The 24,420-nt window shown below is 64.2% G+C and carries 23 protein-coding genes; 9 read left to right on the forward strand and 14 right to left on the reverse strand.

Annotation, left to right across the window (positions count from 1 at the left end; all coding sequences use genetic code 11):
* Window positions 1–3: 3 nt before the first annotated feature.
* The 3 genes from JJ896_15910 to JJ896_15920 all read right to left on the reverse strand — a co-directional run bounded on the left by JJ896_15910 (window position 4) and on the right by JJ896_15920 (window position 5,649).
* A complete protein-coding gene (locus JJ896_15910; protein MBO6781140.1) occupies window positions 4–1,302 on the reverse strand; it encodes an amidohydrolase family protein in 1,299 nt (432 codons plus the stop codon).
* A gap of 79 nt (window positions 1,303–1,381) precedes the next feature.
* On the reverse strand, window positions 1,382–3,766 hold the full coding sequence (locus JJ896_15915) for an ABC transporter permease (GenBank protein MBO6781141.1): 2,385 nt from the start codon (window positions 3,764–3,766) through the stop codon (window positions 1,382–1,384).
* 167 nt (window positions 3,767–3,933) lie between these two features.
* The gene (locus JJ896_15920) at window positions 3,934–5,649 is read right to left on the reverse strand and encodes a chorismate-binding protein (protein MBO6781142.1); all 1,716 of its coding nucleotides are present in this window, start codon (window positions 5,647–5,649) and stop codon (window positions 3,934–3,936) included.
* A 107-nt stretch (window positions 5,650–5,756) separates the two neighbouring features.
* On the opposite strand from JJ896_15920, the gene JJ896_15925 reads away from it, so the two are divergent.
* Both JJ896_15925 and JJ896_15930 read left to right on the forward strand, forming a co-directional pair.
* On the forward strand, window positions 5,757–6,647 hold the full coding sequence (locus tag JJ896_15925; GenBank protein ID MBO6781143.1) for a hypothetical protein: 891 nt from the start codon (window positions 5,757–5,759) through the stop codon (window positions 6,645–6,647).
* 3 nt (window positions 6,648–6,650) lie between these two features.
* Window positions 6,651–8,855: a hypothetical protein gene (locus JJ896_15930; protein ID MBO6781144.1), complete on the forward strand. Its 2,205-nt coding sequence runs from the start codon at window positions 6,651–6,653 to the stop codon at window positions 8,853–8,855.
* A 1-nt stretch (window position 8,856) separates the two neighbouring features.
* Here the strand turns inward: JJ896_15930 and JJ896_15935 are convergent, their stop codons facing one another.
* On the reverse strand, window positions 8,857–9,732 hold the full coding sequence (locus JJ896_15935; protein MBO6781145.1) for a hypothetical protein: 876 nt from the start codon (window positions 9,730–9,732) through the stop codon (window positions 8,857–8,859).
* 82 nt (window positions 9,733–9,814) lie between these two features.
* Between JJ896_15935 and JJ896_15940 the strand changes: the two genes are divergently transcribed.
* From JJ896_15940 to JJ896_15950, 3 genes are read left to right on the forward strand one after another with little or no spacing between them, the layout of a single operon-like run.
* Entirely contained in the window at window positions 9,815–10,303 is a 489-nt protein-coding gene (locus JJ896_15940) for a SprT-like domain-containing protein (protein ID MBO6781146.1), read from the forward strand.
* A 57-nt stretch (window positions 10,304–10,360) separates the two neighbouring features.
* Window positions 10,361–10,780 carry a cytochrome c nitrite reductase small subunit gene (nrfH, locus tag JJ896_15945; protein MBO6781147.1) on the forward strand — a complete coding sequence of 140 codons (420 nt, stop codon included), beginning with the start codon at window positions 10,361–10,363 and terminating at the stop codon, window positions 10,778–10,780.
* Entirely contained in the window at window positions 10,780–12,126 is a 1,347-nt protein-coding gene (locus tag JJ896_15950; protein ID MBO6781148.1) for an ammonia-forming cytochrome c nitrite reductase subunit c552, read from the forward strand. The genes nrfH and JJ896_15950 overlap by 1 nt, the downstream gene beginning before the upstream one ends.
* Here the strand turns inward: JJ896_15950 and JJ896_15955 are convergent.
* From JJ896_15955 to JJ896_15970, 4 genes are all read right to left on the reverse strand, one after another.
* Window positions 12,123–13,382, reverse strand: a complete 1,260-nt coding sequence (locus JJ896_15955) for an NAD(P)/FAD-dependent oxidoreductase (GenBank protein MBO6781149.1) — start codon at window positions 13,380–13,382, stop codon at window positions 12,123–12,125. The two genes, JJ896_15950 and JJ896_15955, sit on opposite strands and share 4 nt — an antisense overlap.
* A 63-nt stretch (window positions 13,383–13,445) precedes the next feature.
* On the reverse strand, window positions 13,446–14,348 hold the full coding sequence (locus JJ896_15960; GenBank protein MBO6781150.1) for a mechanosensitive ion channel family protein: 903 nt from the start codon (window positions 14,346–14,348) through the stop codon (window positions 13,446–13,448).
* Between the two features lie 64 nt (window positions 14,349–14,412).
* Window positions 14,413–15,279, reverse strand: coding sequence for a hypothetical protein (locus tag JJ896_15965; GenBank protein ID MBO6781151.1), 867 nt, complete (start codon window positions 15,277–15,279; stop codon window positions 14,413–14,415).
* A gap of 63 nt (window positions 15,280–15,342) precedes the next feature.
* Window positions 15,343–16,425: a DNA alkylation repair protein gene (locus tag JJ896_15970; GenBank protein ID MBO6781152.1), complete on the reverse strand. Its 1,083-nt coding sequence runs from the start codon at window positions 16,423–16,425 to the stop codon at window positions 15,343–15,345.
* A gap of 86 nt (window positions 16,426–16,511) precedes the next feature.
* Between JJ896_15970 and JJ896_15975 the strand changes: the two genes are divergently transcribed.
* Entirely contained in the window at window positions 16,512–17,366 is an 855-nt protein-coding gene (locus JJ896_15975; protein ID MBO6781153.1) for a DoxX family membrane protein, read from the forward strand.
* Complete coding sequence (arfB, locus tag JJ896_15980) at window positions 17,363–17,779, forward strand: aminoacyl-tRNA hydrolase (GenBank protein ID MBO6781154.1); 417 nt, start codon at window positions 17,363–17,365, stop codon at window positions 17,777–17,779. The genes JJ896_15975 and arfB overlap by 4 nt, the downstream gene beginning before the upstream one ends.
* 5 nt (window positions 17,780–17,784) lie before the next feature.
* Here the strand turns inward: arfB and JJ896_15985 are convergent, their stop codons facing one another.
* The gene (locus JJ896_15985) at window positions 17,785–18,354 is read right to left on the reverse strand and encodes a nicotinamide mononucleotide transporter (GenBank protein MBO6781155.1); all 570 of its coding nucleotides are present in this window, start codon (window positions 18,352–18,354) and stop codon (window positions 17,785–17,787) included.
* Between the two features lie 2 nt (window positions 18,355–18,356).
* Window positions 18,357–18,605, reverse strand: a complete 249-nt coding sequence (locus JJ896_15990; protein ID MBO6781156.1) for a hypothetical protein — start codon at window positions 18,603–18,605, stop codon at window positions 18,357–18,359.
* 52 nt (window positions 18,606–18,657) lie between these two features.
* On the opposite strand from JJ896_15990, the gene JJ896_15995 reads away from it, so the two are divergent.
* Together JJ896_15995 and JJ896_16000 are read left to right on the forward strand one after the other, a co-directional pair.
* A complete protein-coding gene (locus JJ896_15995; GenBank protein ID MBO6781157.1) occupies window positions 18,658–19,767 on the forward strand; it encodes a glycerate kinase in 1,110 nt (369 codons plus the stop codon).
* Between the two features lie 5 nt (window positions 19,768–19,772).
* Window positions 19,773–21,146: an amidohydrolase family protein gene (locus JJ896_16000; GenBank protein MBO6781158.1), complete on the forward strand. Its 1,374-nt coding sequence runs from the start codon at window positions 19,773–19,775 to the stop codon at window positions 21,144–21,146.
* A gap of 543 nt (window positions 21,147–21,689) precedes the next feature.
* Here JJ896_16000 and JJ896_16005 read toward each other — a convergent pair.
* The 4 genes from JJ896_16005 to JJ896_16020 all read right to left on the reverse strand — a co-directional run bounded on the left by JJ896_16005 (window position 21,690) and on the right by JJ896_16020 (window position 24,286).
* Window positions 21,690–22,160, reverse strand: coding sequence for an EVE domain-containing protein (locus JJ896_16005; protein MBO6781159.1), 471 nt, complete (start codon window positions 22,158–22,160; stop codon window positions 21,690–21,692).
* 257 nt (window positions 22,161–22,417) lie between these two features.
* The gene (locus tag JJ896_16010) at window positions 22,418–22,633 is read right to left on the reverse strand and encodes a hypothetical protein (protein MBO6781160.1); all 216 of its coding nucleotides are present in this window, start codon (window positions 22,631–22,633) and stop codon (window positions 22,418–22,420) included.
* Window positions 22,634–22,679: 46 nt separating this feature from the next.
* Window positions 22,680–23,462 (reverse strand): alpha/beta hydrolase, encoded by a 783-nt coding sequence (locus JJ896_16015; protein ID MBO6781161.1) that lies wholly within the window; start codon window positions 23,460–23,462, stop codon window positions 22,680–22,682.
* The gene (locus JJ896_16020; GenBank protein MBO6781162.1) at window positions 23,462–24,286 is read right to left on the reverse strand and encodes a nuclear transport factor 2 family protein; all 825 of its coding nucleotides are present in this window, start codon (window positions 24,284–24,286) and stop codon (window positions 23,462–23,464) included. Before JJ896_16020 ends, JJ896_16015 begins: the two co-directional genes overlap by 1 nt.
* Window positions 24,287–24,420: the final 134 nt, after the last annotated feature.

Genomic DNA, 24,420 nt, shown 5'->3' on the forward strand with positions numbered 1-24,420 from the left:
CGACTACTCCGGCGCCTTGTACACCATCCCGTCCTTCATCACGAAGTCCACGGACTTCAGCACCGTGATGTCCGCCGTCGGGTCGCCGGCCACGGCCACGATGTCCGCAATCTTGCCGGCCTGAATGGTACCGAGGTCGTGCGTGCGATCAAGCAGCCGGGCCGTCATCACGGTCGCGGATCGGATGGCGGCGATGGGCTCCATGCCGTACTCCACCATCAGCTCGAACTCCCGCGCATTCTTGCCGTGGGGACACACGCCGCAGTCGGTGCCGAACGCAATGTTGACTCCGCCCGCCAGCGACCGCTGAAAGGAAGCCTTCACGTTCGGAATCACCTCATTGATCTTGGCCAGGATGGGCGGTGGGATGTTGTCATTCACCTCCATCTCCTCCAGCAGGTGCACCCCGGCATAGAGCGTCGGCACCAGATACGCACCGGTCTCCTGGAACAGCTGCACAGACTCGTCATCGGCGTACGAGCCATGCTCAATGGACGCCACGCCCGCCCTTAGCGCCGCGTTGATTCCTTCAGCCTGGTGCGCATGCGCTGCGACCTTGCGCCCCATGGACGCCGCCGCCTCGACAATGGCGACGAGCTCATCGTCCATCAATTGCTGGCCGAGGCCGGCAGCGGTGTTGGAAAGCACGCCTCCAGTGGCCGTGATCTTGATCCAGTCTGCCCCGCGCTTGATCAAGGCACGCGCAGCCCGGCGGCAATCGTCGGCACCGTCGCAGACGCCTACGCTGTTGTTCACGGCATGGAGGATATCCTCGCGGTAGCCATGCAGCTCGCCGTGCCCGCCTGTCGGCGTGATGCCTCCGGCAGCAGCCACGATGCGCGGACCGACAATGTGGCCGGCCTCGACGCCACGCTTGAGCGGCAGGATGATCTCATGGTTGGCGCCGGTGTTGCGCACCGTAGTGAACCCGGCCATGAGCGTGCGCTCCAGATACGGCAGGGACTCAAGGAGCACGTCGCCGTCCATCTTGGTGGTCCATGCGTGCGGATTGCGCTCCGGATCGCGCTCACCCGTCAGGTGGGTGTGCATATCCATGAAGCCGGGCATCACCGTGTGCTCCCGGAGATTGACCACCTTCGCGTCTGGCAGACCGGCGTCAGAGGCAGAGACGAATCCATCCATCACGGACGTGATTCGGCCGTTCTGCACGACCACCGTCTGGTTCGTGGCGTCGGTCTCCCCGGGGATGGCGAGCAGGCGACCGGCATGCAGGACAAGGTCCTGGGCCTGCAGAGGCACGGCGATCAGGAGAACAAGGAGCAGGACAACCAGGCGAGACATGGCGTTCGGGGGGCTGAGAGGGAAGCCGCCAAGCTAGCCGCCCGATGGCGATGCAGCAAAGCGCGCCCGCGCCGCCCCCCTATTCCGTGCGCAACATCTCCGCTGCGTTGCTTCGCGCTACCCGAACACTCTGCCAGGCCACACTCGCCAGGCCCAGTACCAGCACGGCAACCGCCGCCAGCGCGAAGACACCGACACCAAGAGGGGCGCGATAGGCAAAGCCCTCCAGCCAGTCGGAGGCGAAGTACCAGGCAACCGGCAGTCCGATTCCGAGACTGATCGCGATGAGCGCCAGGAAGTCGCGCGACAGCAGCGCTACGATACCCAGGGCGCTCGCCCCAAGCACCTTGCGCACGCTCATCTCTTTGTTTCTGCGCGCGGCCGCAAATGACGCCAGCCCGACGAGACCCAAACACGCGATCACCAGCGCAAGCAGGGTGAAGACAGCGAAGAGATCACCCAGGCGCCGCTCCGACTGGTACATGGCGTCATACGCGTCGTCCAGGAACCGGTAGGTGAATGGGTACTCCGGCGCAGAAGCGGAGACGACCTCGCCGATGTGCGCCAGCGCCTCCTCGGTCTGCTGGCCCTGAATACGGATGAGGAACTGACTGACCCAGCGCGTGCTCTGGTACACGGCGAGGGGAGCAAGCTGCTGGCGATAGGGAAGGAAGTTGAAGTCCTCCATGACCCCGGCAACCGTCAGCTCCATGCCCTGAAACTCAAAATTCCGTCCGACGGCCACGTCCCAACCGAGCTGCCGCTTCATCTCCTCATTGATGAGCATGCCCGCTCGTGGCACGCCGGGCGCATTCAATGCCTGCCCCTCGACAACCCGAATACCCAGTACCTCGGTGAAATTGGGGGCCACCGGCGAGTTGTAGACCTCGATGCGCTGCCCCTCCTCTGCACCCTCCCAGCCGGTTGCCCCGGATTGTGAGATGATATTCGTGGGATTGCTGCGACTGGCTGTCACGTCCACGATGGCCGGGCTGCGCATCAGCTCCTCCCGGACCGTTTCATATCGCTCCCGGATGTCGTCGTTGCGCATGGGCACCACGACAAGATGCTCGCGGTCTACACCCAGGGCAGCGTTCTGGATAAAGCCCAACTGACGCTCCACCACCAGCGCGCCCGCAATCAGGCCGACTGCCACAGCGAACTGGGCCACTACAAGCGCATTGCGCAAGCGGGATCGGGCGCCCGTGGTTCCCGAGCCGACCATCATGCGCTTCGGATCGGCAGAGGCCAGCACCAGGGCGGGATACCCCCCGGCCGCTACGCCTACAGCCAGACCCAGGCCCAGCAAGACCAGGACCGAAGCAGGGCCGGCCTGCCCCCAGCCCAGAGCCCGGCCTGAAACTTCCCCAAACCAGGGCAGCGCCATCTCGACGGCCACCGCGGCCAGAACCAGCGCTGCCATCGAGAGCACGACGGATTCGGCCAGAAACTGCCGTACCAGCTGCCCCCGGGATGCTCCCAGGGCCTTGCGAACGCCCGCCTCTCGGATCCGGGTCAGTGCCTTGGCCGTGGCCAGATTGATGTAGTTGAACGCCGCCAGCAGCAGAATCAAGAGGCCGATGGTTCCGAAAAGCATCACGACCGATGCGTTGCCATTGCGACCCAACTCGAAGTTCAGCCTGGAGTGCAGGTGGATGCGCGTCAGCGGCTGGGCGAAGTAGCTGGAAATGCGGTCTGGATTCTCCTGGTAGTAGGAGAGTCCGGCCAGCTTCTCCCTGGCCAGTCCGCCGAGCTGCCGCTCAAACTCCGGCACCGAGGCACCGGCATGCAGCCTGACGTAGGTCACGTAATTGCTGCTGTCCCACTCGCCGCGCTCCAGGTTCCGGGTGTGCCATCGGTCGGACGACATGGAAACCACGAAGTCGAACTTCAGATGGCTGGTCGCGGGCACGTCCTCCATGACGCCCACAACCGTGAGGTCAGCCTCTCCAGCCGCGCTCAGGACCTTGCCAACTGCCGGTTCTGCGCCGAACAGCTTTTCGGCCAACGAGCGCGTCAACACCACATTGCCGGGTGCCGACAGCGGCTCTGAAGCCTCCGTCTCCTCCAGCTCAAAACTGAACACCTCAAAGAAGCCCGGTGTCGCGGCCAGTCCGGACTCATCCGAGCGCACCGAACCGGAAGACATGGCGGACGTCCACCGCTGAACTTGCGTGGCCGCTTCCACACCCGGGAACTGCGCCTCCAACTCTGGCTCGAGCGGTGCCGGTGTAACCGCAAAGCCGTTGTTGCCCAGATAGCTGGACACGGGTTCAAACTTGGCTACCCGGTAGATCCGGTCGGCAGCCTCATGAAAGCGGTCGTACGACAGTTCGTGGCGCACGTACATCCCGATAAGGAGTACGCTTGCAAGGCCAAGGCCCAAGCCCAGCAGATTCAGTCCGGTGTAGTAAGCGTGTTTCCGAAGATGGCGGAGCGCCATCCGAAAGTGGGTCAGGAACATGAAGTCGTGGATGCGTGGGTTCCGTAGCGGCTCGTTCCGGGCTTTGCGAACGCTGTGCCAACCTACGCTATCGCCTCAGAAGGGCCTGAGGCGTCCGTCGCGTCTGGAATGATGTCCACGGCCGCACGAGCGGTGGTCGATTCCGAACAGGAGGCGTGGCCCGCCCGCTACGAAAGGCGGCCGATCTCACGGGGCCGATAGAGCCCACGTACGGAATTGCCTATCAGCGTGCGGCTCGCCGTGAGTTCGTCCGGACGCAGGCTGCGCTCAACTGCTCGACCCTGCCGGATGAGCTGCGCCCGAAGCGTGCCAGGCAGCAGCCCCGCCGAGGCCGGCGGGGTGAGCAGCACCCCGTCGCGATCCAGAAACAGATTCCCGAAGCAGGTCTCGGTGACCTCCCCATGCTCATTCAGCAGAATCACGTCATCCGCATCGGGGTGGGCCGCGAGCATGTCTGCATAAATCTGACGATGGGTGGTCTTGTGTCGAAGAAACACATCCGCTGATGAAACGCGCGGGCCACCGACCACCAATCGCGGATTGCTGGACCACGCGGTCTCCCGCAATGGCCATACGTTCAGCGTGAGGATGCCAGACCGATCGCTCAACAGGCGCATCCGCCACCCTCCCTCTGCGGGAGCCGCGGCCTCAACCCGGGCTCTGGCTGCGTGCCCATCGAACACGAATCCGAAGAAGCTCGCGCCGGCGTGCATGCGCTCCAGGTGCTCCTTCAGCAGTACCACTTCGCCGTCCCGGCACAGCATGGTCTCCAACAGGCTGAATTCCGGCGGGGTGTAGGAAAGCACGGCGGCCTTGGTGCGCGTCTCTTCAAACTCCGCCTGGGGGCTTGAGTCCCAGACGATGCCGCCACCGACGCCGAATCGCGCGCGCCCGCCATCGGGGTCTACCACCGCAGTCCTGATGGCCACATTGAACTGCGCCCGGCCGTCCGGCGAGGCAAATCCTATGGTGCCTGTATATACGCCCCGAGGACCCGACTCGAGGTTCCGAATGATGCGCGTGGCGGTCGACTTGGGTGCCCCGGTGATGGACGCGGCGGGAAACAGCGCACGCATGACGCGGGACAACGGCTCGCGCGTCTCTCCGACCACCGTGGAGGTCAACTGCCAGACAGTCGGATAGGCCTCCGGCGTGAACAGATCCGGTACATCCACCGATCCCGGCCGACACACCCGGGACAGATCGTTGCGCACCATGTCGACAATCATAAGGTTCTCTGCGCGCTCCTTGTCGGACCCGAGCAACTCCGCAACTGGAGCCGACCGTGGTCGCGTGCCCTTCATGGGCCGGGAGATGATGCGTCCCGCGTCCACGGAGAAGAACAGCTCGGGCGAAGCGGAGCTGACGACCACATCGCCCAGATCCAGGAGCGCGCCATAAGTGGCGTTCTGCGCGTGCACCAGTTGGGCAAACAGGGCCTGCGGACTCGCCCGCCAGGGCACCTCGATGGGGTAGGTCAGATTGGTCTGGTAGACATCTCCCCGGGCGATGGACTCCCGAATAGCCTGGACCCCCTCTCGGAAGGCCAACTCGGGAGGCGGATTTCCGCGCGCCGTAATCCAGTGCCGGGGAAACGGGGGCTCCTCGACAACCTCGGGTTCGTCGAATTCGGCAAAGACCGCAAGCGGCTCTCCGGACGATGGATGGGCCGAAAGCGCATCGTCCATGGCCGGCCCCGCCTCGTAGCCGAGGTAGCCGCACACCCATCGCCCGGCCTCCAGAGCGGTGTCGAGGGCTTCCAGCACCGGTACGACCTCGGGAAGCGTTCGGGCCACGTGCATACGCAGCGGCCGATGGAATCGCAGCCACTGCCCGCGGGCGGCATCCCGAATCCAGGCGCTTTGAAGGTGAAGTTCCGTCACCGCCACGGCACGCCCAGCCGGCCCGCCTGTTCGCGCTTCCCGAAAAACAAAATGAGTGGCGCGAAATGGCCTGCTTCAGGTCGGGCCGCGTGCCTATTCTCGCCCCCATGCGCATCCTGCTCCTGGTATTCTTCAGCTGCTTGGCCTGGACTGCGGGCGCCCATCCCTGGGGAGGCCTGGTGGTGGACGCAGCGGGCTCCATCTATTTCACGTTCGTCTGCCCCGTCGTTTCTGACGGCCACACGGCCTGCGTGTGGCGCCTTGCGCCCGGCGCTGCAGAGCCCGAGCCGGTGCTGGTGGCCTCTTCCGATCCCAGCGATCTGGTCCTGACGCGGGACCGCAGCCGACAGATCTACGCGGCCGAGCGCGTCGGCTCCCATCCGTTCCGCACGCGCCTCTGGCGGTTTGCTGCAGACGGCACGGCAGAGCTGATTCTTCCGTTCCTGGGGCCCGACCAGTTCAACGCAGATCCCTACTCGGTCGACGAATCCGGCGTGATCCGCTTTCAGCACGACGGAGCGCTCTGGCAGCGCACGCCTGACGGGCCTCCACAGCGGGAAGCAGACGCCCCCGACCGGTTCTCCAACCTGCTGGTACAGGAGGGCCTGCGCATTCACGTCACCCGCAGCACACTGGTGCGGGACGGTCGAGTTGTCTCCCAAGCTCTACGGCTCGAAGACCCACCTGAAGTGCCGTTTGCAGGCGCCAACATCCTCTTCGACGTCGCGGCGGATGATTCCTACACGTATCTGGCGTACTACGGCAACCGGGAGGTATTGCGGGTTTCGGAAGAGGGCATACGCGAGGTGATCCTGGAAGCCGACAGCCCCTGGTCCCCTAGTGGCGTGGACGTGTTCGAAGGCACGGTCTACGTATTGGAGTCCGTCACCCCGGCTCCGGCCTGGAAATTCTGGCAAGACTCGACCCTGCGGCCGCGGATTCGCAGGGTGAACCCTGACGGCGAGGTGCGTACCCTCTGGGAGTACGAACTCGACTGAACCGTGTCCGACTCAGCCGACCCATCCGCACCCGACCAACGCCGATTCGGCACGTTCGGCGGCGTGTTCACGCCAACGCTGATGACCATCATCGGCGTGATCATGTACCTGCGCGAGGGCTGGGTCATCGGAAACGCCGGCATCCTTGGCGGTGCGTTGATCATCGGCCTCTCGTTCCTGATCACGATCTGCACGGGGCTGTCGATTTCGTCGATTGCGACGAACATCCGCATCGGCACGGGAGGTGCCTACGCCATTGTCTCCCAGTCCCTGGGCCTTGAGGTCGGCGGCAGCCTGGGCATTCCCCGGTATCTGTCCCAGGCCCTTGCCATCACGCTATACATCTTCGGCTTTCGCGAAGGTTGGCTGTGGCTGTTTCCGGATCACCCGGCATTTCTCGTGGACATGGTGGTGTTCCTGCTGCTGTGGGGCATTGCCTACAAGAGCGCCGATCTGGCGATCAAGACGCAGTACCTCATCATGGGGGTGATTGCCCTGTCGCTGGTCTCCATCGCCATCGCAGCCGCCCGGGGTTCAATGATCCACCCCATCGAACAGGTGGGGCTCTGGGGCTCCTTTGCCGGATCGCCGGAAAACGGGTTCGCCGGCACGGACTTCTGGACGGTCTTCGCGGTGTTCTTCCCGGCCGCCACGGGCATCATGGCTGGCGCCAACATGTCCGGAGACCTGAAGGACCCGCGCCGTTCGATCCCTATCGGCACGATGAGTGCGATCGCGGTGAGCATGGTGGTCTATGCGCTGGTGGCGTACTGGCTGGCCCGATCCGCGACACCGGAGGAGCTGGTGTCCAACTACTACGTGATGGTGGAGAAGGCCTACTGGGGCTGGGCCATCGTGGCCGGAATCTTCGGTGCCACATTCTCATCCGCCCTGGCCTCCATGGTGGGGTCGGGACGCATTCTACAGGCGATGGGCAGCCACGGCATCCTGCCCTGGAGCCCCTGGCTGGGCCGACTGACACGCAAGGCTGAGCCGCGCAACGCCATGCTTGTCACGGGCGCGATTGTTTTCTGCTCGCTCCTGATGCGGGACCTGAACGTCATCGCGCCCCTGATCACCATGTTCTTCCTGATCACCTACGCCATGCTGAACATGGTCGTGCTGATCGAGCAGGGACTCGGCCTGATCAGTTTCCGTCCTCTGCTCAGGCTGCCGGCGATCGTGCCGTGGACAGGTCTGATCGGGTCGGTGTACGTGATGTTCATCATCAACCCCATCGTCAGTCTGGTCTCCATCCTGGTCGTCCTGGGCTTTTATGCATTCCTGACCCGTCGGCACCTGGATGCGCCATTCGAAGACGTGCGCAGTGGCCTGTTCGTGTCCTTCGCCGAGTGGGCGGCCAAAAAGGCTTCCCTTCTCTCCAACCAGAATGAGCGCGCATGGAAACCAAACCTGCTCATCCCGACCGAAGACCCGGAGCGGTTGCGAGGCGCGTTCCTGCTGCTGCAGGACATCGCGTACTCCAAGGGTTCGGTCAAACTGCTTGGTATCCCGACGCTCATGGACGCCGATTCGCTCGGTGCCAGGCTGGCTGGCGTTGCCGAAGACTTTCGCCAGCGCGGTGTCTTCGCGTCGTCGACAGTCGTCGACGGGACGACCTTCGAGAGCGGAGTTTCCAACGGCATTCAGGTCCTGAATGCAGCGTTCTTCCGGCCGAACATTGTATTTCTTCAGGCACCACGGGCTCCGGAGCGCGAGCAATCCTACCGGGACGTGTTGGCGGCGGCTACGCAGTCCCATCTGGGCATGCTGCTGTACATGCCCCATCCTGAAGCGCGCCTTGGTCAACGCCAAACCGTAAACGTGTGGATCCGTGATCGCAGTCCGGACTGGAACTTGCGCTCCGAACTCGGCAACATGGACCTGTCCATCCTGACGGCCTACAAACTGCGCCTCAACTGGAAGGCTCACCTCCGCCTGATCACCGTCATCCGGGACGACAGCCAGGAAGAGGCTGCGCGAGCGTTCATGCGCGAACTCATGGACCTTGCCAGACTCCCGCATACGGAGGTCGTGGTAGCCAAGGGTCCGTTTTCGGAGTACCTGCCCAATGCCCCGCAGGCGGACCTCAGCATTTTCGGACTTCCTGAGGAGCCGGACTTCGAATTCGGGCGCATGGTGGTGCGCGAGACGCGCTCGTCGTGCCTGTTCGCTCTGGACTCCGGCCGGGAGAGCGCACTGGCCTGACTCAGCGAAGCCCCAGCGAGTCCCGAAGTGCCTCGTCAACCACGCTGTTTCGGGTCCAATAGTCGATGGTGATGTCCCGCAGGCGCTCGGCGCGGGTGGTCTGCCCTCGCCATGACTCCTCCCAGCCAAGAACCGCGTGAGGGAACGCCGTCTCGAAGCGAATACTTAGCGAGCGTTCCGCATAGTCCAACCGGTACGCGGACTCGGCCCCGTCTGAGACGAGCGATGCGGTCGCAGGCAGCACCTGGAAATCGATGTGCGACAACCGCTGGTACATGGTGCCCGGAATGACACGGATGTCGCCCGTAGGAAGCGCATCCGGGTCGATGCGAAGTTTGGTCCAGATCTCGTCCTCGAGCAGAGCCGGCTCAAGCCGTTGATCCGTGTCCCCTTCCTTTTCGAAGTAGGAGTAGTGCCGAATCCGATAGGCATCCTCCTCCAGATTCATCTGCGTGAACGTATGCCCGCACCACTCCTGGGAGGTCGTAGTGACCTTCAGGGTCTTTGCATCGGATGCACCCTCCAGGGGCGTGAATACGCTCATCATCATCGAGTACGGGTAGATGCCGGTAACGAAGTTCTTGGTCATGTTGAGTTTCATGACATCCACGCGATCCGACCCGGCGCCTGACGGATTGTCCAGCTTCACTTGCCGCGCTCGCGACAGCGCCTCGGTGACGTAAATCAGCACCGCCTCCCCTTCCCGCACCTCGCCGTATCGGGGCTGCTCCAGCCGATAACTGGTCAGCTCGGCTTGGCCCTGGTACCAGTACGCACCGAAATCAGCCGAGGTGGGCGCAGCCGGTATGCCCGGAGGGGGCGCGCCTTGCCGGCAGCCCGACATCGCCAGAAGAAGAAATACACTCAGGACACGCATAGTCACTTCGTTTGCTGATGTCAGCATACGGGAAACCGGGGCCTCGGCACACGGTAGAGACGCGACTTCAGTCCGATCCTGCATGCACCTCCCCGACGCCCGCGCCATGGCAGAAGTTCTGCTCCTGGCGCATGGACTTTCCGCGTGGTCCTTCCGGTTCGATAACGCGCGTACCCGGGCTGGGGTGTGCCGCTACGACGATCGTGTCATCGGCCTCTCGCGACACTACGTGCGCGCCAACGAAGCCGACGAAGTGCGAGGCACCATTCTGCACGAGATCGCACACGCCCTGGCCGGCCCGCAAGCCGGCCACGGACCCCGCTGGAAGCGCATCGCACGCGAGTTGGGTGCACCCACGGAGCGCTGCACGCAGGCAGACATGGACATCGATCCCAGATACACACTCTGGTGTGTGAAGTGCGGGAAACGCATGCGGGACTACCACCGACGTCCTCGCCGGGATCTGGATTCCGGGCGATGGCGTCATCGCTCATGTGGCGGGTCGGAGTTTCGACTGACCGCCTTTGTGGGGGAATCCCCCGCAAAGGTTCCGGGGAATCCCGAGCCTTGATAGAGCGACGCGACGGGGTAGTTTGGCACCGTGAACCGTGTCCCTCCCGTCGTAACTGTGATCACGGGCCTCCTCATAGGCCTGACTGTCTTCACGTTCGCCTACGCGGACGGCGCGTCGTACCTGTCCAACGACGCGGAGGCCTGCGTCAACTGCCACGTGATGCGCCCGCAGTTCGATGCCTGGATGAAAGGCTCCCACGCCCGTGCGGCGTCCTGCAACGACTGCCATGCGCCGCACGACAACATCGCCGCCAAGCTGGCGGTGAAAGGACTCAACGGATTCAACCACTCCTGGGCGTTTACCACCGGCCGGTACAAGGAGCGACTGAGCGCCACGCCGCTTAATACCCGCGTAACGGAGGCGGCCTGCCGCCACTGCCACGAACAGGCCGTCCATCAGTCGCTGGCACTATCCGACGACGCCATGTCCTGCATCCGGTGCCACGCCGGCGTAGGACACAACACCCGAAACTGATGCGAAAGAATCTCCTCCTCGGCCTTGTCGGCATTGCCATCGCATTCGCCGGGGCGCTGCTCCTGGTGGACATCGTCGAAAAGCGGTCCGAGGCGCGCAATCCCTTCTTCCGGGTCACCGAACTCACGGATACCACGGAATCGGCTGCCATCTGGGGCCAGAACTTTCCGTACCAATATGATGGGTATTTGCGCACGGTGGACATGGAGCGTACCCGTCATGGCGGCAGTGAGTCAGTCCTTCGAGATCCCACGGGAGACGACCCCAGAGAGGTGACGTCCCAGAGCAAGCTGGATCATCTGCCGGCGTTGCGGCGGATGTGGGCAGGGTACGCGTTCGCCCGCGACTTCAGGGAAGAGCGCGGCCACGCCTACATGCTGGAGGATCAGATCTTTACCGGTCGGCAGGCCGTCCCGCAGCCCGGCACCTGTCTGAACTGCCACGCCTCGATGGTGGTGCCGTGGCTCAAGGCCGGAGACGGCGACCTGGAACGCGGATTCGAACTCCTGAATCCGCTGCCCTACGACTCCGCAAGGGCAGAGGTCAGCCACCCGATCTCCTGTATCGACTGCCATGAGCCGGAAACGATGCAGCTTAGGGTGACCCGCCCCGGTTTCATCGACGGTATTCGGGCGCTGAAGGCTTCGCAGGGTATTCCGGACTTCGAGGTAAACCGGGACGCCTCACATGCGGAGATGCGCAACTACGTCTGCGGACAATGCCACGTGGAGTACTACTTCAGGGGGAGCGACAAACGCCTGACCTTCCCGTGGGCCCGCGGCACGTCGGTGGACTCCATCTACGCGTACTACGAAGCGGAGGGCTTCAAGGACTGGACCCATGCCGAGACCGGCGCTCCCATGCTCAAGGCGCAGCACCCGGAGTTCGAGATGTTCTCTCAGGGCACCCACGCATCGGCCGGTGTCACCTGTGCGGACTGCCACATGCCCTACAGGCGCCTCGGCGCACAGAAGGTCTCTGACCATCAGGTGCGCAGTCCGCTGCTGGACGTGAACGCCTCCTGCGCAACCTGCCATCGGGATTCGGAAGCAGCCTTGCTGGCCCGCGCTGAGACCATTCAGGACCGGCATGCCCGGCTGCGTGATCGCGCGCTGGCTGCCCTGGTAGACCTCATCGATGACATCGTGGCTGCCCAGGATGCCGGCATGGCAGACGCACGGTTGGACCGCGCACGCGAATTCCAGCGCAAGGCCTCCTTCTACGTGGACTTCGTGGAGGCTGAGAACTCCACCGGCTTCCACGCGGACCAGGAGGGCGCGCGCATTCTCGGCGAGGCCATTGATGCTGCCCGATTGGGGCAGCGGGTGCTGAACGAGCTGCGCTAGCCGGAGACTGTCGGCAGGTCGCGATGCCTGCGACGACCGGTTATCAACCGCGCGCCTCGCTGCCAGGTCAGGTATGACCACGCCCAGCCAGAGAGCACCCACACCCGATTCCTGAACCCGATCAGGAAGAGAATGTGCACGAACAGCCAGGCGAACCAGGCCAGGATGCCGGAGAGCTTCAGGAAGCCGAAGTCCGCGACGGCCGCTGCCCGACCAATGGTGGCCATCGAGCCCTTGTCCCTGTAGACGAACGGAGCGGGATCCTGACCGGCCAGACGGGCGCGAATCGCCCCTGCCACATGTTTGCCGGCCTGGATGGCGGCCGGGGCTACGCCGGGCACGTTCTTGACCGCCGCCAGATCACCCGCCACAAAAATTTCCGGTTGTCCAGGCACACTCAGGTCGGGCGCAACCTCTACCCGACCGGCGCGATCCATGGAGGCTCCGAGGGACTGCGCGATCTCTGAACCCTGCACGCCGGCGGCCCAGATCCGGGTCTTGCACGCGATGCGCTCCCCGGAATCCAGCAGCACCGAGTCGGCATCCAGTTCGGTTACGAGGGCACCTGTGCGCACCTGAACCCCCAGGTCCCTGAGCTGCTCCTCGGCTTTCAGCGACAGGGACTCTTCGTAGCCCGGCAGCACACGGTCCTCGCCGTCAATCAGCAGAACCTGGACCTCGTCCGGGTCAATGCGCCTGTAGTCTGAGGCGGAGGCTCGGGCGATCTCGGTCAGCGCACCCGCCAGCTCCACGCCTGTGGGGCCCGCTCCGATGACCACAAACTGTAGCCACTCGCGCCGCTTTACGGGGTCCTTCTCGCGCTCGGCCCCCTCATAGGCGAGCAGGATGCGGCGGCGGATTTCGAGCGCATCCTCGACGGTCTTCAGCCCCGGCGCCTCATGCTCCCACTCGGGATTGCCGAAGTAAGCGTGACCCGCCCCCGTGGCGACGACCAGGTAGTCATACGACAGCCTGCCGTGATCGAGTTCGACCTCACCCGCCTCGGGATGTACGCGGACCGCATCGCCCAGGAGAACCGTCACATTGTCCTGCTTGCGAAAAATGCGCCGCAGCGGGTAGGCGATATCGGCGGGATTGAGCACCGCCGAGGCCACCTGGTACAGGAGCGGCTGGAACAGGTGGTGATTTTCCCGGTCCAGCAGGGTGATGGTCACCGGCGCCTTGCGCAATTCGCGCACGGCGTTGATACCGGCGAAACCACCGCCGAGCACTACGACATGGGGGGCTTTGGCCATGGCAGACTCCGTAAGGGCTACCTCGCCTACGGAGCCCGGCCGACCGAGTTGGTGAAGAAGCCGCTAGGCGCGCCCTGCGAAGAGCTCCTTCAGGGAATCGCCGGCGTCCAGGGTACGGATGGGGAACGGAATGTTCAGACCGGCCTGATCGAATGCCTTCTTCAGCAGCATGATCGCGTTGCTGCGGGCATGCAAATACTTGGCATGATCGTCCGCGCTCAGAATCCAGAAAACGACGACGAAGTCGATGGAGCTCCCGCCAAACGAGGTGAAGACAAAGTCCGGATCCCGGTTTTCATCGCGTCCGGGCACCTTGGAAACGGCTTCAAGCGCCACCTTCCGGGCCAACTCCAGATCGTCATCGTAGGACACCCCACAGGGCAGGTCAATACGGCGATCGCCTCCGTCGTAGAGGTTTGTGATGGGGTTGCCGAAGACCTGGGCGTTCGGCACGTAGACTTTCTGACCGTCAAACTGCTCGATAATGGTCGAGCGCAGATTGACCTCTGTGACACGTCCGGTGATGCCGCTGGTCTCGATGATGTTGCCCTCCTTGAACGGCCGGCGCACGGCAAGCAGGACGCCCGAGACGAAGTTGGCGGCGATGTCCTGGAATGCAAAACCCAGAGCCAGACCCAGGATACCCACGCCGGCCAGCAGTTTGGTAACCGCGCCGTCCAGCTGCAGGACCGACAGGGCGACAAACGCCCCAATGGTGATCACGGCCGTATAGACCACCGAGTTCAGCAGGCGCGCAACCTGTTGATTGTCGATGGTCCTGTGCAGGGCCTTGCCCAGGAATCGGCGCAGGATCTTTGCGATGATGGTGAAGAGAACCACCACCAACAGCGCCACTACAAAGTTGGGCAACAGGGCAATGGCCGACTCCAGCCAGCCCGTCAGTTTGTCAAGTACGGTCTGCGTCGCGTCTACGACCTCCTGGGTCGAGGCATTGGGGTCCTGCATAACAATCAATTCCTTTGAGAACCCTCAAGCTAGCCCGTTGGCCGGGCCAAGTCCACCAACCCGGTCAGTCCAGCACGGACCAGACCCGACCGGATCGCACGAGCGTGATTTCCCGGGGCAGCGTACAGCCTTCGAGGTCGACCTGGGTCAGATCAAGGTCAACCCGGGCGTATCCTCGATGACGCACCCACACGCGACCCCATTCCGGAGCGATCAGCGCCGCATCCGCCTCGCCAATGCTTTCTGAACGATGTCCGTCGAGCCCGTAGTCATATTCAAGCAGACAGCCGTCCCCGGCGTCGTAGCGCAGGTACACGGGCACGCCATCGGAGTAGTACTGCGTGAATCCCGGTGCCTGTACGATGCGGGTGTCGATCACGGGCGCCGAATCGCCGAATGCGGGTTCGGTCAATGCTTCGACAGGATCGGACACCTGATAGGCCCGAGGAAGTGCGGCGTCATCAACCCACTGCTCCGGTGACGGCTCAAAGATCTCGATCTCTCCGTCCAGGGAAGCCGTTTCGAACGTCGGGACCACATCGTCCCGGTATCGAATCCTGCCGGGAGGTCCGGCCACGGGATCAGGCCCGCTCAGGAGCGGACGATCAGAAATGCCGGAGCTCGCCAGGCGGACGTCCGGCTGAATGGTCACGGGCGCGCGCAGGGCTGGTGCCGCGTAGGCGACGTGCGTACGACTCGCGGTAACCGGCCACAGCGGGTCAAGCCAGACCATGGATGACGCAGGGATATAGATCTCCCGCTCACCAGACACTGCCACCCTGGGCGCCGGTCGCTCCGATTCGGAGGCCGTGCGGTCGTGTCCGGTTGAGAGCAGGACCTTGCGGCCCTTGATGGTATCGCCTCGTTCCTGGGCGAACGAGACTGAGTGGCACCCCAGAAAGAGCACCACGAGCAACAGTCGAACTAGCATGATTTCTGGCGGTCGGGTCTATCTATGTACGCACAGGATGCGTCGATTTCCGCCTGGGCCCCGCTAGGTCAACTCAAAAGACGCCTCCGCACAGGACTGACCATTGATCAGAATCTCCACGCGATGCTCCCCCGGGTAGTAGCGGCGCGTCGTCACGGGAGCCATGGAGTGGCGCTTCTCCAGGAGCACTTGCTCTCCTTCGGTGCACGAGCGCTGGGTCCACTTGAAGACCTTCGGAGTCAGCATGCCATTGGCCTTCCGGTGGTGCACGGCATAGTCGATCATCAGCTGCTGCTCGGAGCCGGACCGGATGTCAAGCTCCAGGCTCAGCGACTCGCCGACCTGCAGGGAGTCCGGCGTGACACGCAGCGCGGCCTCCACGCGGGGTGGCCCAAATCCAAACAATGCCAATGCCTGTGGATGCCCCTTCTTGAACAGCGTGCGCAGCGCGTGCCTGACCAGGCGTGTGCGCTCGTCGGAGGCCTCCTGCAACCACGCCCTACAGACTGCGATGACGCGTTCCGGGTGGTCTTTGGCGATGTCGTTCAGGTTGTTGGCCACGGATCGACGCACGTATTCCGACGCGTCGTCTCGCAGGAGCTCCAACAGGTTCAGCACCGGCTCCGGGTCCTCCCGGAAGACCTGCAGTCGCATGCCCCACGGCAATAGCGGCCGGCTGCCCTCGGAGGCCAACCGGCGAACGTGCTCATCGCCAGATGAAGTCCAGCCACGCATGCGCCTCATGACATTCTCAGGGTCCGCGGCCAGAATCGGCCGCACGGCAAACTCGCAACTGAACCAGGACGTCAACCGCGTCATGGCATCCAGCGACTCCTCGGGGTGCTGAAGCCCGAACTCCTCGATGAACTGCGCGAAGCACCACCAGTGCATGGCACCCCGGTCGGAGGTGTCGTCGACAGGCAACGATGCTAGGACGTGATCCAAGGCGGCTGGATAGGCAGAGGGAAGCATCTCTCGCAACACGCCTGCCACGTGACGTACCCGGTCCTTGAGCTCTCGATCTTCCAGCTGGTGCACACAGGCCGACTGGAACGCGTCTGCGTCAAAAGGACCGGCCGCCTTCAGGCAGGTGCCCAACCTGGCAATGGACTCCGGGTTGATAAAGTTCTTGAACGGCTCCGGCATGTCTTCAAACTAGGGGCAAGCCGTTTGTCGCAGAAGCTGTGACACGCGGCCGGACTGACCCGTTCTTCTCGCAAACGCACTCACCGATGAAACGATTTCTGTTCGGCGGTATGCGCCCTGATTCCGCGGCCGCCAATTCCGGCCTGCTTCTCCTGCGCCTGTATTTCGGCATCACCATCGCCGGCGCAGGCCTCGACAAACTGCCTACGCCCGAGTGGATGGTACAGCAGGTGATTGATGTCGGATTCCCGTTTCCCGTGCTCTTTGCCTTCGTGGCCAGCTGGGTGGAATTCGCCGGTGGAATCCTCATCGCCGTGGGTTTGCTGACCCGCCCCGCGGCCCTGCTGGTGGGATTCAGCATGGCCGTTGCGAGCTTCGGCTTCCACGGTCTATTGCCCCTGGTTGACATGCACATCGCCCAGGGGTACGTCTGGGCCTGTGCGGCGCTGGTGGGTACGGGCTCCGGTCGCTATGGACTGGATGCCGTGCAGGCCACCTGGGTATCACGGCTGGCCCCCGTGGCTGCGGCCTCCCTCCTTGCATTCGGGATCTATCTCGAGGCAAGCGCACCCGACGCCCCGGTTCAGCAGGAGGAGGAGGTCGCCATCACTCGTGTCAGCGTGCCCGGATCGTTCAATGGGTGGGATCTGACGGCCACACCCCTGGCCGAAGTGTCCCCGGGCGTCTGGCAGGCTGACGTGCAGTTTGAGCGCGAGATGCCCATAGAGTTCAAGTTTGCGGCCAACGAGTCGTGGACACTGAACGGCGGCGAATTAGACCAGTCGACGACCGGCTTTCCGTTGGGTGGAACGCTTGAGTTGTCCACCGACGGAGAGCCCGGCAATATCAGGGGCTACATTCCGGAAGCGGGCTCCTATCGCCTGCGCGTGGACCTGACTTCCCTCACCTACTCACTCGACCGCACAGAAACGCTGCCATGATCCGGATTGGCCCGGGCATCGAACTCGGCGATGACGAACTGCAGTTTGAGTTCGTCCGCGCGTCCGGGCCCGGGGGCCAAAACGTAAACAAGGTGGCGACCGCGGTTCAATTGCGATTCGACGCTGCGGGCTCGCCCAACCTGCCGGAACCGGTGCGCAAACGGCTTCTGCGCATGGCCGGAAGCAGGTTGACGGGCGATGGGGTCCTGCTCATCAATGCACGCCGCTACCGCACCCAGGAGCGCAACCGGCGGGATGCTGTGGATCGCCTGGTCGCCCTGATCCGGGAAGCTGCCGTGCCCCCGAAGCGCCGGAAGAAAACCAAACCGACTCGGGCCTCTCGCGAACGCCGTCTCGAGGCCAAGAAGCAGCGGGGCGAACTCAAGAAGTCACGCCGACCCCCGCGCCCCTGACCGCGTCACGCGTCGGAGGACATCCGGCGCCTCCACTGCACAAAACCGACCACCGCAAGGACCACATACAGCGCAAACAGCGCGGCTGTGGACTGCAGGCCCCGGTCCAGGTAGAGCCAGATCGAGACCACATCGATCACCACCCAGTAGAGCCAGTTCTCGAGCACCTTGCGAGCCACCATGAAGGTGGTCACGACGCTGGCCATGGTGGTGAATGAATCCACAAACGGTCGTGCGGCCTCCGTGGCCCCAAGCAGGGATCCGGAAACGAGTGTCAGCGCCAGGATGAGGCCAATCGCTCCAATGTGGCGGCGCGCGGACCAGGTATGGATCGCGACCCCATCGTCCGTCTGGCCCCCGTGGGTCCACTGCCACCAGCCGTACACCGCCATGCCCATGTAGAACACGTTCAGCGCCGACTCCATGACCAGACTCACATTCCAGAACACGAAGGTGTAGATGGCCGTGCTCAGGAACGCAGCCAGCCAACACCAGATATTTTCGCGCATGGCGAGCAGCAGATATGCTACCGCCAGCACCACGGCCAGATTCTCCCAGGTAAGCCAGGTCTCCACGGTCACAGGGCGCTGTATCCCGGGATGAACTTGCAGACGTATACGGCCATGCCGAATTCGGCGTGACATGCCGCCATGGTCTCGTGCACCGCGCGCATCACCAGATCATACGGGCCCTGCACGACTGTGCTGGTGGGGAACGTCTTTACTGCCAGCCCCTCGTACTGATTGATGCGCGCGATGAACCCGTCAATCGGGGGTATGAATTCCTCCCGGTTTGGGTACATGCTGATGTCTGCGGTTAGCGTCATTGAGGGTCCTGGTTTGGCGGCCGGATGATACGGCCGGGAGCGATTCACTGACATGACCATCCTCATTGCGCCCAACGCGTTCAAGGAGAGCCTGACGGCACGGGAGGCCGCAGAGGCCATCGCCCGCGGAGCCCGTAGGGTGCGTCCTTCGGCCAGACTGCTGCTCTGCCCGGTTTCTGACGGTGGAGACGGCCTGCTTCAGGTGGCGCGCGATGCGCTGGGTGCCAACCCCCGGACCACTGAGGTGGATGACCCACTTGGGCGCGCGGTGCGTGCGGATTGGGCCCTGGCCTCCGGGACTGCGATGATCGAAATGGCGCTGGCCAGCGGCCTGGCGCTACTCAGTCCCGAGGAGCGCGACCCGGGCCGAACCACGTCGACAGGTACGGGGCAGCTGATGCTGGAAGCGCTGCACGCCGGGGCCTCGCGTGTGCTGCTCGGTATCGGTGGCAGCGCGACGAATGACGCGGGCATGGGGCTGGCGACGGCGTTTGGCGTCAGATTCCTGGACCGCCAAGGCATCGAGTTGCCTCCAATCGGGCGCTCTCTGGCCCTCGTGAAGGATATCGACGGACTCGACGGGCTACCGGAATTCCTGTGCGATGTGGTCTGCGACGTGGACAATCCGCTGTTGGGTCCCCGGGGATGCGCTCGCGTCTACGCAGCCCAGAAGGGCGCGACAGAAGCAGAGATTGAGGTTCTGGAGGACGGCATGTCGGGCTTCGCGGATGTCGTTGAGCGGATTACCGGGCGCGAGTGCCGGAACGAACCGGGTGCAGGAGCGGCAGGCGGCCTGGGTTTTGGGCTAATGACTTTTTTTGGCGCACGACTGCTGCCGGGAAGTGCGGCCGTGCTCGACCTCGTCGGCTTCGACGCGCTGCTGGAAGAAGCAGATGTGGTCCTGACGGGCGAAGGTCGCATCGACCACCAAACCGTTCAGGGCAAAGTGCCTGGAGAAGTCGCGCGACGTGCCGTGGTGCGAGGTATTCCGGTGGCTGGGTTTGGGGGATCCGTGGCACCGGGCTCGACGGGGTTCGACCGCACCGTGGAGATCAATCCACCGGGCACTGCGCTCGGCGTGGCCTTGTGCCAAGCAGCTCTCCACCTGGAAAATGCTGCGGCCAGACTGCTTTCGGACTGGCCGGACGACGCGCTACTTTGACGCGTATGAGACGCATCCTTCCCCTCCTTCTCGCGGCGCTGCTGGCGGCGTGCGAACCTCCATCGTACGATCTGGCCATCCGCAATGTCACCGCCGTGGATGCCGAGAACGGAATCCGGGAGCGGGTCACCGTGCTCATCCGTGGCGACGAGATTGCGGACGTTATTCCGGCCGATAGCCGGCATCGGGCGCTCCGCGTGCTCGATGGCCAGGGGGGATTTCTGATCCCCGGCCTGTGGGACATGCACGTGCATCTGGCCTACGAGGGACCGGAGCCCGAGGTCGCAGCCGCCCAGTTTCTGGATTGGGGGATCACGTCCGTCCGGGACACAGGTGGCCTTCTGGAAGAGATACTGCCGATCGTGGACCGGTTGGAAGCACTGCCGGAGGCACCGCGGGTGTTCTTCGCGGGCCCACTGCTGGACGGAGAGGATGTCGTGTACGATGGGCAGCAGCGCCCGGCCATCGGGGTGGGCAACCCCAATCCCGACTCGGCGCGAGCGCAGGTGCAGGCGCTGGCAGCCGCCGGGGTTGACTTCGTGAAGGTGTACGAATTGGTGAGTCCCGAGGTGTTTGCGGCGCTTGTCGAAGCCGCGCGCGAGTTGGACCTGCCTGTCGCCGCTCACGTCCCGCTCTCGATGACGGCCCGGGAGGCCGGGCCGCACGTGGACTCCATGGAGCACTTGCGCAATGTGGAGCTTGACTGTGCCGCAAACGGCGATTCTCTGCTGACCGTGCGACAGGATCTCCTCCGGAACGAGGACGGCATCCCCGGGCACACCTTGCGCGGGCAGATCCATGGCGCCCAGCGCATCCCGGCCATCGACGCCTTTGAACCGGACCGTTGTGACCTCGTGGTGCAGGCCTTGATGCAAACGATTCAGGTCCCGACGCTTCGACTGAACACACTCAGTATGGCTGCGCCGTTCACCCGACCCGACTGGGAGAGGGCCCTCTCCGGCTTGCCGCGGGAGCTGGCCGAGTCGATGCGGGCGAGCGCCGGAAGGATGCAGGCGTCCACGTCGCCCGTCAACACCACGTTCGCTCGCTGGAGCATGCAGCTCACGGGCATGATGCACGAGGCGGGCGTGCCCATTGGGGCCGGCACCGACACACCCATAGGACTGGCGTTGCCGGGATACAGCCTGCACAACGAACTGGACCTGTTGGTGCAGGCAGGTCTCTCAAACCGTGACGCCCTCTGGGCCGGCACCCGCGCTGCCCCGCGTTTCCTGGGCCTGGAGGACCGGTTCGGCACCATTGATCCCGGCATGGCCGCGGATCTGGTCTTGCTGCGGGCAAATCCGCTGGACGACATCAACAACACCCGGCAGATCCGGGCCGTTGTGTCTAGGGGGGTGGTGGTTCGCAGCCGCTGAGGGGCTGCGGCGGAGTGGGCGGGGTGCCGGGGGCTGGTGTGGCCGCGCGGGCGCTCGGGCGCGGGCGGATCGGCAGGCGGTGCTCCTGCGGCCGCGCGGCTCCGGGGTGGATCGGCGGTGCGCTCGCGGGCGCGCGGCTCTGGGGTGGAATCACCCCGCCCGATTTCACCCGGCGAGGCGCGGCCACCGCTCCCGAGTGGAATAGCCCCACCCGATTACACCCGGCGAGCCGCGGCCATGCTCCCGAGTGGAATAGCCCCGCCTGATCACACATCCGGCGGCGCGGGCGCCGCTGGAAATCCAGCCCGGCAAGCCGGCGAGCCGCCGAGGCACGAAGACAGCTCCGTTGTGGAATCACCCCGCCCGATTACACCCGGCGAGGCGCGGCAACCACTCCCAAGTGGAATAGCCCCACCTGATTACACTCGCCGCGTCGCAGCAACTGCTCCCGAGTGGAATAGCCTGCTTGATTACACTTAGGGTTGCGCAGGCACCGCGAGAAACGGCCCCGCAGCCGGCGAAAGCGCGAATCCGACCGGGCGCCTACTCCTCTACGCCCGCCATGCGCAGCACCTCATCCCACTCCTCCTTTTTCACCGGCTGGACGGACAGGCGGGGATTCCGGACAAGCACCATCTCAGCCAGCTTCGGATTGGCCTTGGCATCATGCAGGGAGACAGGGTTCGGCAGCGCCATGTCGGCTTTGATGTCCACCATGTACCAGCGCGGGTTGCTCTCCGGGCTGCGTGGGTCCGGGTGGGCCGAATCGGGGTCCCAAGCCGTAAAGTCCGGATATCCTTCCCGCACCACAGTGGCCAGGCCCACAATGGAGCTCGGCTTGGCGTTGGAGTGGTAGTAGAGCACTCGATCCCCGACTTTGATCTCGTCACGAAGGAAATTACGCGCGCGGTGATTGCGCACGCCGTCCCAGTGGGTCTTGCCGTCTCGCTCCAGGTCCGCGAAGGAGTACACGTCCGGCTCCGATTTCATGAGCCAGTAGCGGTGGTCCGCCATGAGATCTTTCCGTTGGATTCAGATCCAAAGGTACTACCCGCGCGGGAGCAGGGGGACTGGTCGGCAGCGCGCCCTGGGGGCGGTCCGGGCCGCGCGCCGCACCGGCGGTTCAGGACCCGAGCCACACCGGCCGTTCAGGACCCGAGCCGCACCGGCGGTTCAGGACCCGAGCCGCACCGGCCGTTCAGGACCCGAGCCGCACCGGCCGTTCAGGCCGCGCCCGCAGCGGCCGCTCAGGCCGCGCCCGCAGCGGCAGCTCAGGCTGCGCGCCGCACCGGTGGGCGATCGCGTAGCGCGTCCAGATCGACCTTGCGCAAATGGTTGCGTCGACTGGCCGGCCGAATCGGCTCTGCGATGGGCTCCGCGATCTTTCCTTTTCGGAATTCTCCGACGGCATGGAAGAAAACCATTCCGGTGGCGCTGAGCGTGATCAGGCCGAGAACAGCGATTCCTGCCCAGATAATGAACTGCATGGCGGGGTGGGGATTGGTTGCCCCCGTCCCTGCAAGGCCCGTTCCCTTATCGCGTCAGTCCATCGAGGAAGGCGTTCACCTCGCGCCAGGAGTGCTCGGTAGAGGCCTCGACGCGTGTCGAATCCAGCATGGAGCTACCGTGGCGGCCAGGATCGGCCACGAACGTCAGGTGCCCCTGCTCGTCAAATACGGACATCTGCTCCCGGACGGATGGGAATTCCATCTCATGAGCGCCTCTCAGCACCAGGAGCGGCACATCAAGGTCCGCCGAGGAAGCCTCCGGCCGACACCCCTCCATGGGATCCCCGCTTGCCGGGGAGAACGCCAGCACGCCGAGAACACCAGCCGGGTCGCGGGCTGCCTGGTTGATCACAAGTGTCGCAGAGAAGCTGCTGCCCCAAAGCACCACCTGGTCCGAGAAGCGCCAGGCCTCCTGCACGGCCGCCTCGACGTCCAGCACGGCATCGCAATAAGAGTACAGGCTTTCCGAACCCGGTGGCGCGGTGCGATTCTCGAATCCGAACCGGTCACCTCCGCGTCGCAGGTCGGCCAGCAGCACCTGGAACCCCTCGGCCGTCAGTCGGGGCACGATGCGCGCATACTCTCCCCGGACCTCACCACCACCCTGGTGAAAAGCGACGATGGTCGCCCGGACCGGGCCCTCGGCCCGATGCCAGTCCGCGACGACCTCGAGCCCGTCGGACGCCACAAGCACCACCTCACCTGACTCCGGTCCGGGATCGCCGCAAGCGCTGATCAGCAGAACGGTCGCGGCCAGTGCACTGGTCCGAGCCACCCAGGACCCCATCGCCCGAAATCGCGGAGTCATCAGTTCTCCACGCTGAAGATTTTGTTCACGATCTGCCAGCGACCATCGATCTTCAACAGCGACATGTAGTCGACGATGTACGCACCGGGGTAATCCAGGACGATGCGGCCCACAGCGGCATCACCGCTAACATCGACCCAGTCTACATAGCGGAACCGGTCACTTTCGTTGTCGGCGGGCGATCCCGAGGCGCCGGCGATATAGGCTTCGCTGGAACGCGTGTTCAGTTCTCCGTCTCGCATCCAATACAGGCTGGCAACCGGGTTGAAGACCATTTCGTGGTGACTCCCGTCTCCGGTGGCATGACCTCGGAGGTAGTGTCGCAGGGCAGTCTCCACCTCGGACGTGGCCAGATCAACGGGGTCCAGGTCACACGCCTCTCGCGCGCGGGTGTCTGCGAGGGCGATGGCCTTCCAGGCTCCCTCCGAGTTGCGCGCAAACTGAAAGTGATTCACGCCGCAGTGCGAAAAATCCTCATCCAGGAAGAAGGCATACTCCATCCACGCTGATGCCAGGTTGTCCTGCACATCTATCTCGACATTCCAGATCTTTTCGTTCCAGGCCCGGTCCTGGGGCGAACCTACGGCGGTCACGAATCCATCAATGTCGCTTGCCTGCATGACCGGCGTGCCGTCGGGACGGTTGCCGCTAGATACCAGGCGCGCGCCGGGAGCGAACACGTCGCGAACGGCGGTGGAATCGCCTGCCCGCATGCCGTCGAACATTTGGTCGATCTTGGCTCTGACCTCATGGACGGATCTATCCTGTGCAGTGACGGGGAGAAGCAGGAACGCGCAGCTCAATAGAGCCAGAAATCGGGACATGGCCTTGGAGATTGGGTGATGCCTCCAAGACGCGCGGTACCGGTCAGAGTTGCGCGCCCCGCCTCCGGGGTCCACCGCCCGCGCGCCAGCGCCTCCGGGCTGTCAGCGAGTTGCCGCCACAGCGCGGTAGCCGG

This window comes from Rhodothermales bacterium, from assembly GCA_017643395.1.
Classification (GTDB): domain Bacteria; phylum Bacteroidota; class Rhodothermia; order Rhodothermales; family UBA10348; genus JABDJZ01.

What these genes read in the sequence shown, in the direction of transcription:
- JJ896_15915 (MBO6781141.1), bottom strand. Translation starts at nt 3,766, where the DNA reads ATGTTCCTGACCCACTTTCGGATGGCGCTCCGCCATCTTCGGAAACAC.
- JJ896_16010 (MBO6781160.1), bottom strand. Translation starts at nt 22,633, where the DNA reads ATGCAGTTCATTATCTGGGCAGGAATCGCTGTTCTCGGCCTGATCACG.
- JJ896_16000 (MBO6781158.1), top strand. Translation starts at nt 19,773, where the DNA reads ATGAGACGCATCCTTCCCCTCCTTCTCGCGGCGCTGCTGGCGGCGTGC.
- JJ896_16005 (MBO6781159.1), bottom strand. Translation starts at nt 22,160, where the DNA reads ATGGCGGACCACCGCTACTGGCTCATGAAATCGGAGCCGGACGTGTAC.
- JJ896_15995 (MBO6781157.1), top strand. Translation starts at nt 18,658, where the DNA reads ATGACCATCCTCATTGCGCCCAACGCGTTCAAGGAGAGCCTGACGGCA.
- JJ896_15990 (MBO6781156.1), bottom strand. Translation starts at nt 18,605, where the DNA reads ATGACGCTAACCGCAGACATCAGCATGTACCCAAACCGGGAGGAATTC.
- JJ896_15950 (MBO6781148.1), top strand. Translation starts at nt 10,780, where the DNA reads ATGCGAAAGAATCTCCTCCTCGGCCTTGTCGGCATTGCCATCGCATTC.
- JJ896_15935 (MBO6781145.1), bottom strand. Translation starts at nt 9,732, where the DNA reads ATGCGTGTCCTGAGTGTATTTCTTCTTCTGGCGATGTCGGGCTGCCGG.
- JJ896_15970 (MBO6781152.1), bottom strand. Translation starts at nt 16,425, where the DNA reads ATGCCGGAGCCGTTCAAGAACTTTATCAACCCGGAGTCCATTGCCAGG.
- JJ896_15925 (MBO6781143.1), top strand. Translation starts at nt 5,757, where the DNA reads ATGCGCATCCTGCTCCTGGTATTCTTCAGCTGCTTGGCCTGGACTGCG.
- JJ896_16015 (MBO6781161.1), bottom strand. Translation starts at nt 23,462, where the DNA reads ATGACTCCGCGATTTCGGGCGATGGGGTCCTGGGTGGCTCGGACCAGT.
- JJ896_15960 (MBO6781150.1), bottom strand. Translation starts at nt 14,348, where the DNA reads ATGCAGGACCCCAATGCCTCGACCCAGGAGGTCGTAGACGCGACGCAG.
- JJ896_16020 (MBO6781162.1), bottom strand. Translation starts at nt 24,286, where the DNA reads ATGTCCCGATTTCTGGCTCTATTGAGCTGCGCGTTCCTGCTTCTCCCC.
- JJ896_15975 (MBO6781153.1), top strand. Translation starts at nt 16,512, where the DNA reads ATGAAACGATTTCTGTTCGGCGGTATGCGCCCTGATTCCGCGGCCGCC.
- JJ896_15965 (MBO6781151.1), bottom strand. Translation starts at nt 15,279, where the DNA reads ATGCTAGTTCGACTGTTGCTCGTGGTGCTCTTTCTGGGGTGCCACTCA.
- JJ896_15955 (MBO6781149.1), bottom strand. Translation starts at nt 13,382, where the DNA reads ATGGCCAAAGCCCCCCATGTCGTAGTGCTCGGCGGTGGTTTCGCCGGT.
- arfB (MBO6781154.1), top strand. Translation starts at nt 17,363, where the DNA reads ATGATCCGGATTGGCCCGGGCATCGAACTCGGCGATGACGAACTGCAG.
- JJ896_15910 (MBO6781140.1), bottom strand. Translation starts at nt 1,302, where the DNA reads ATGTCTCGCCTGGTTGTCCTGCTCCTTGTTCTCCTGATCGCCGTGCCT.
- JJ896_15940 (MBO6781146.1), top strand. Translation starts at nt 9,815, where the DNA reads ATGCACCTCCCCGACGCCCGCGCCATGGCAGAAGTTCTGCTCCTGGCG.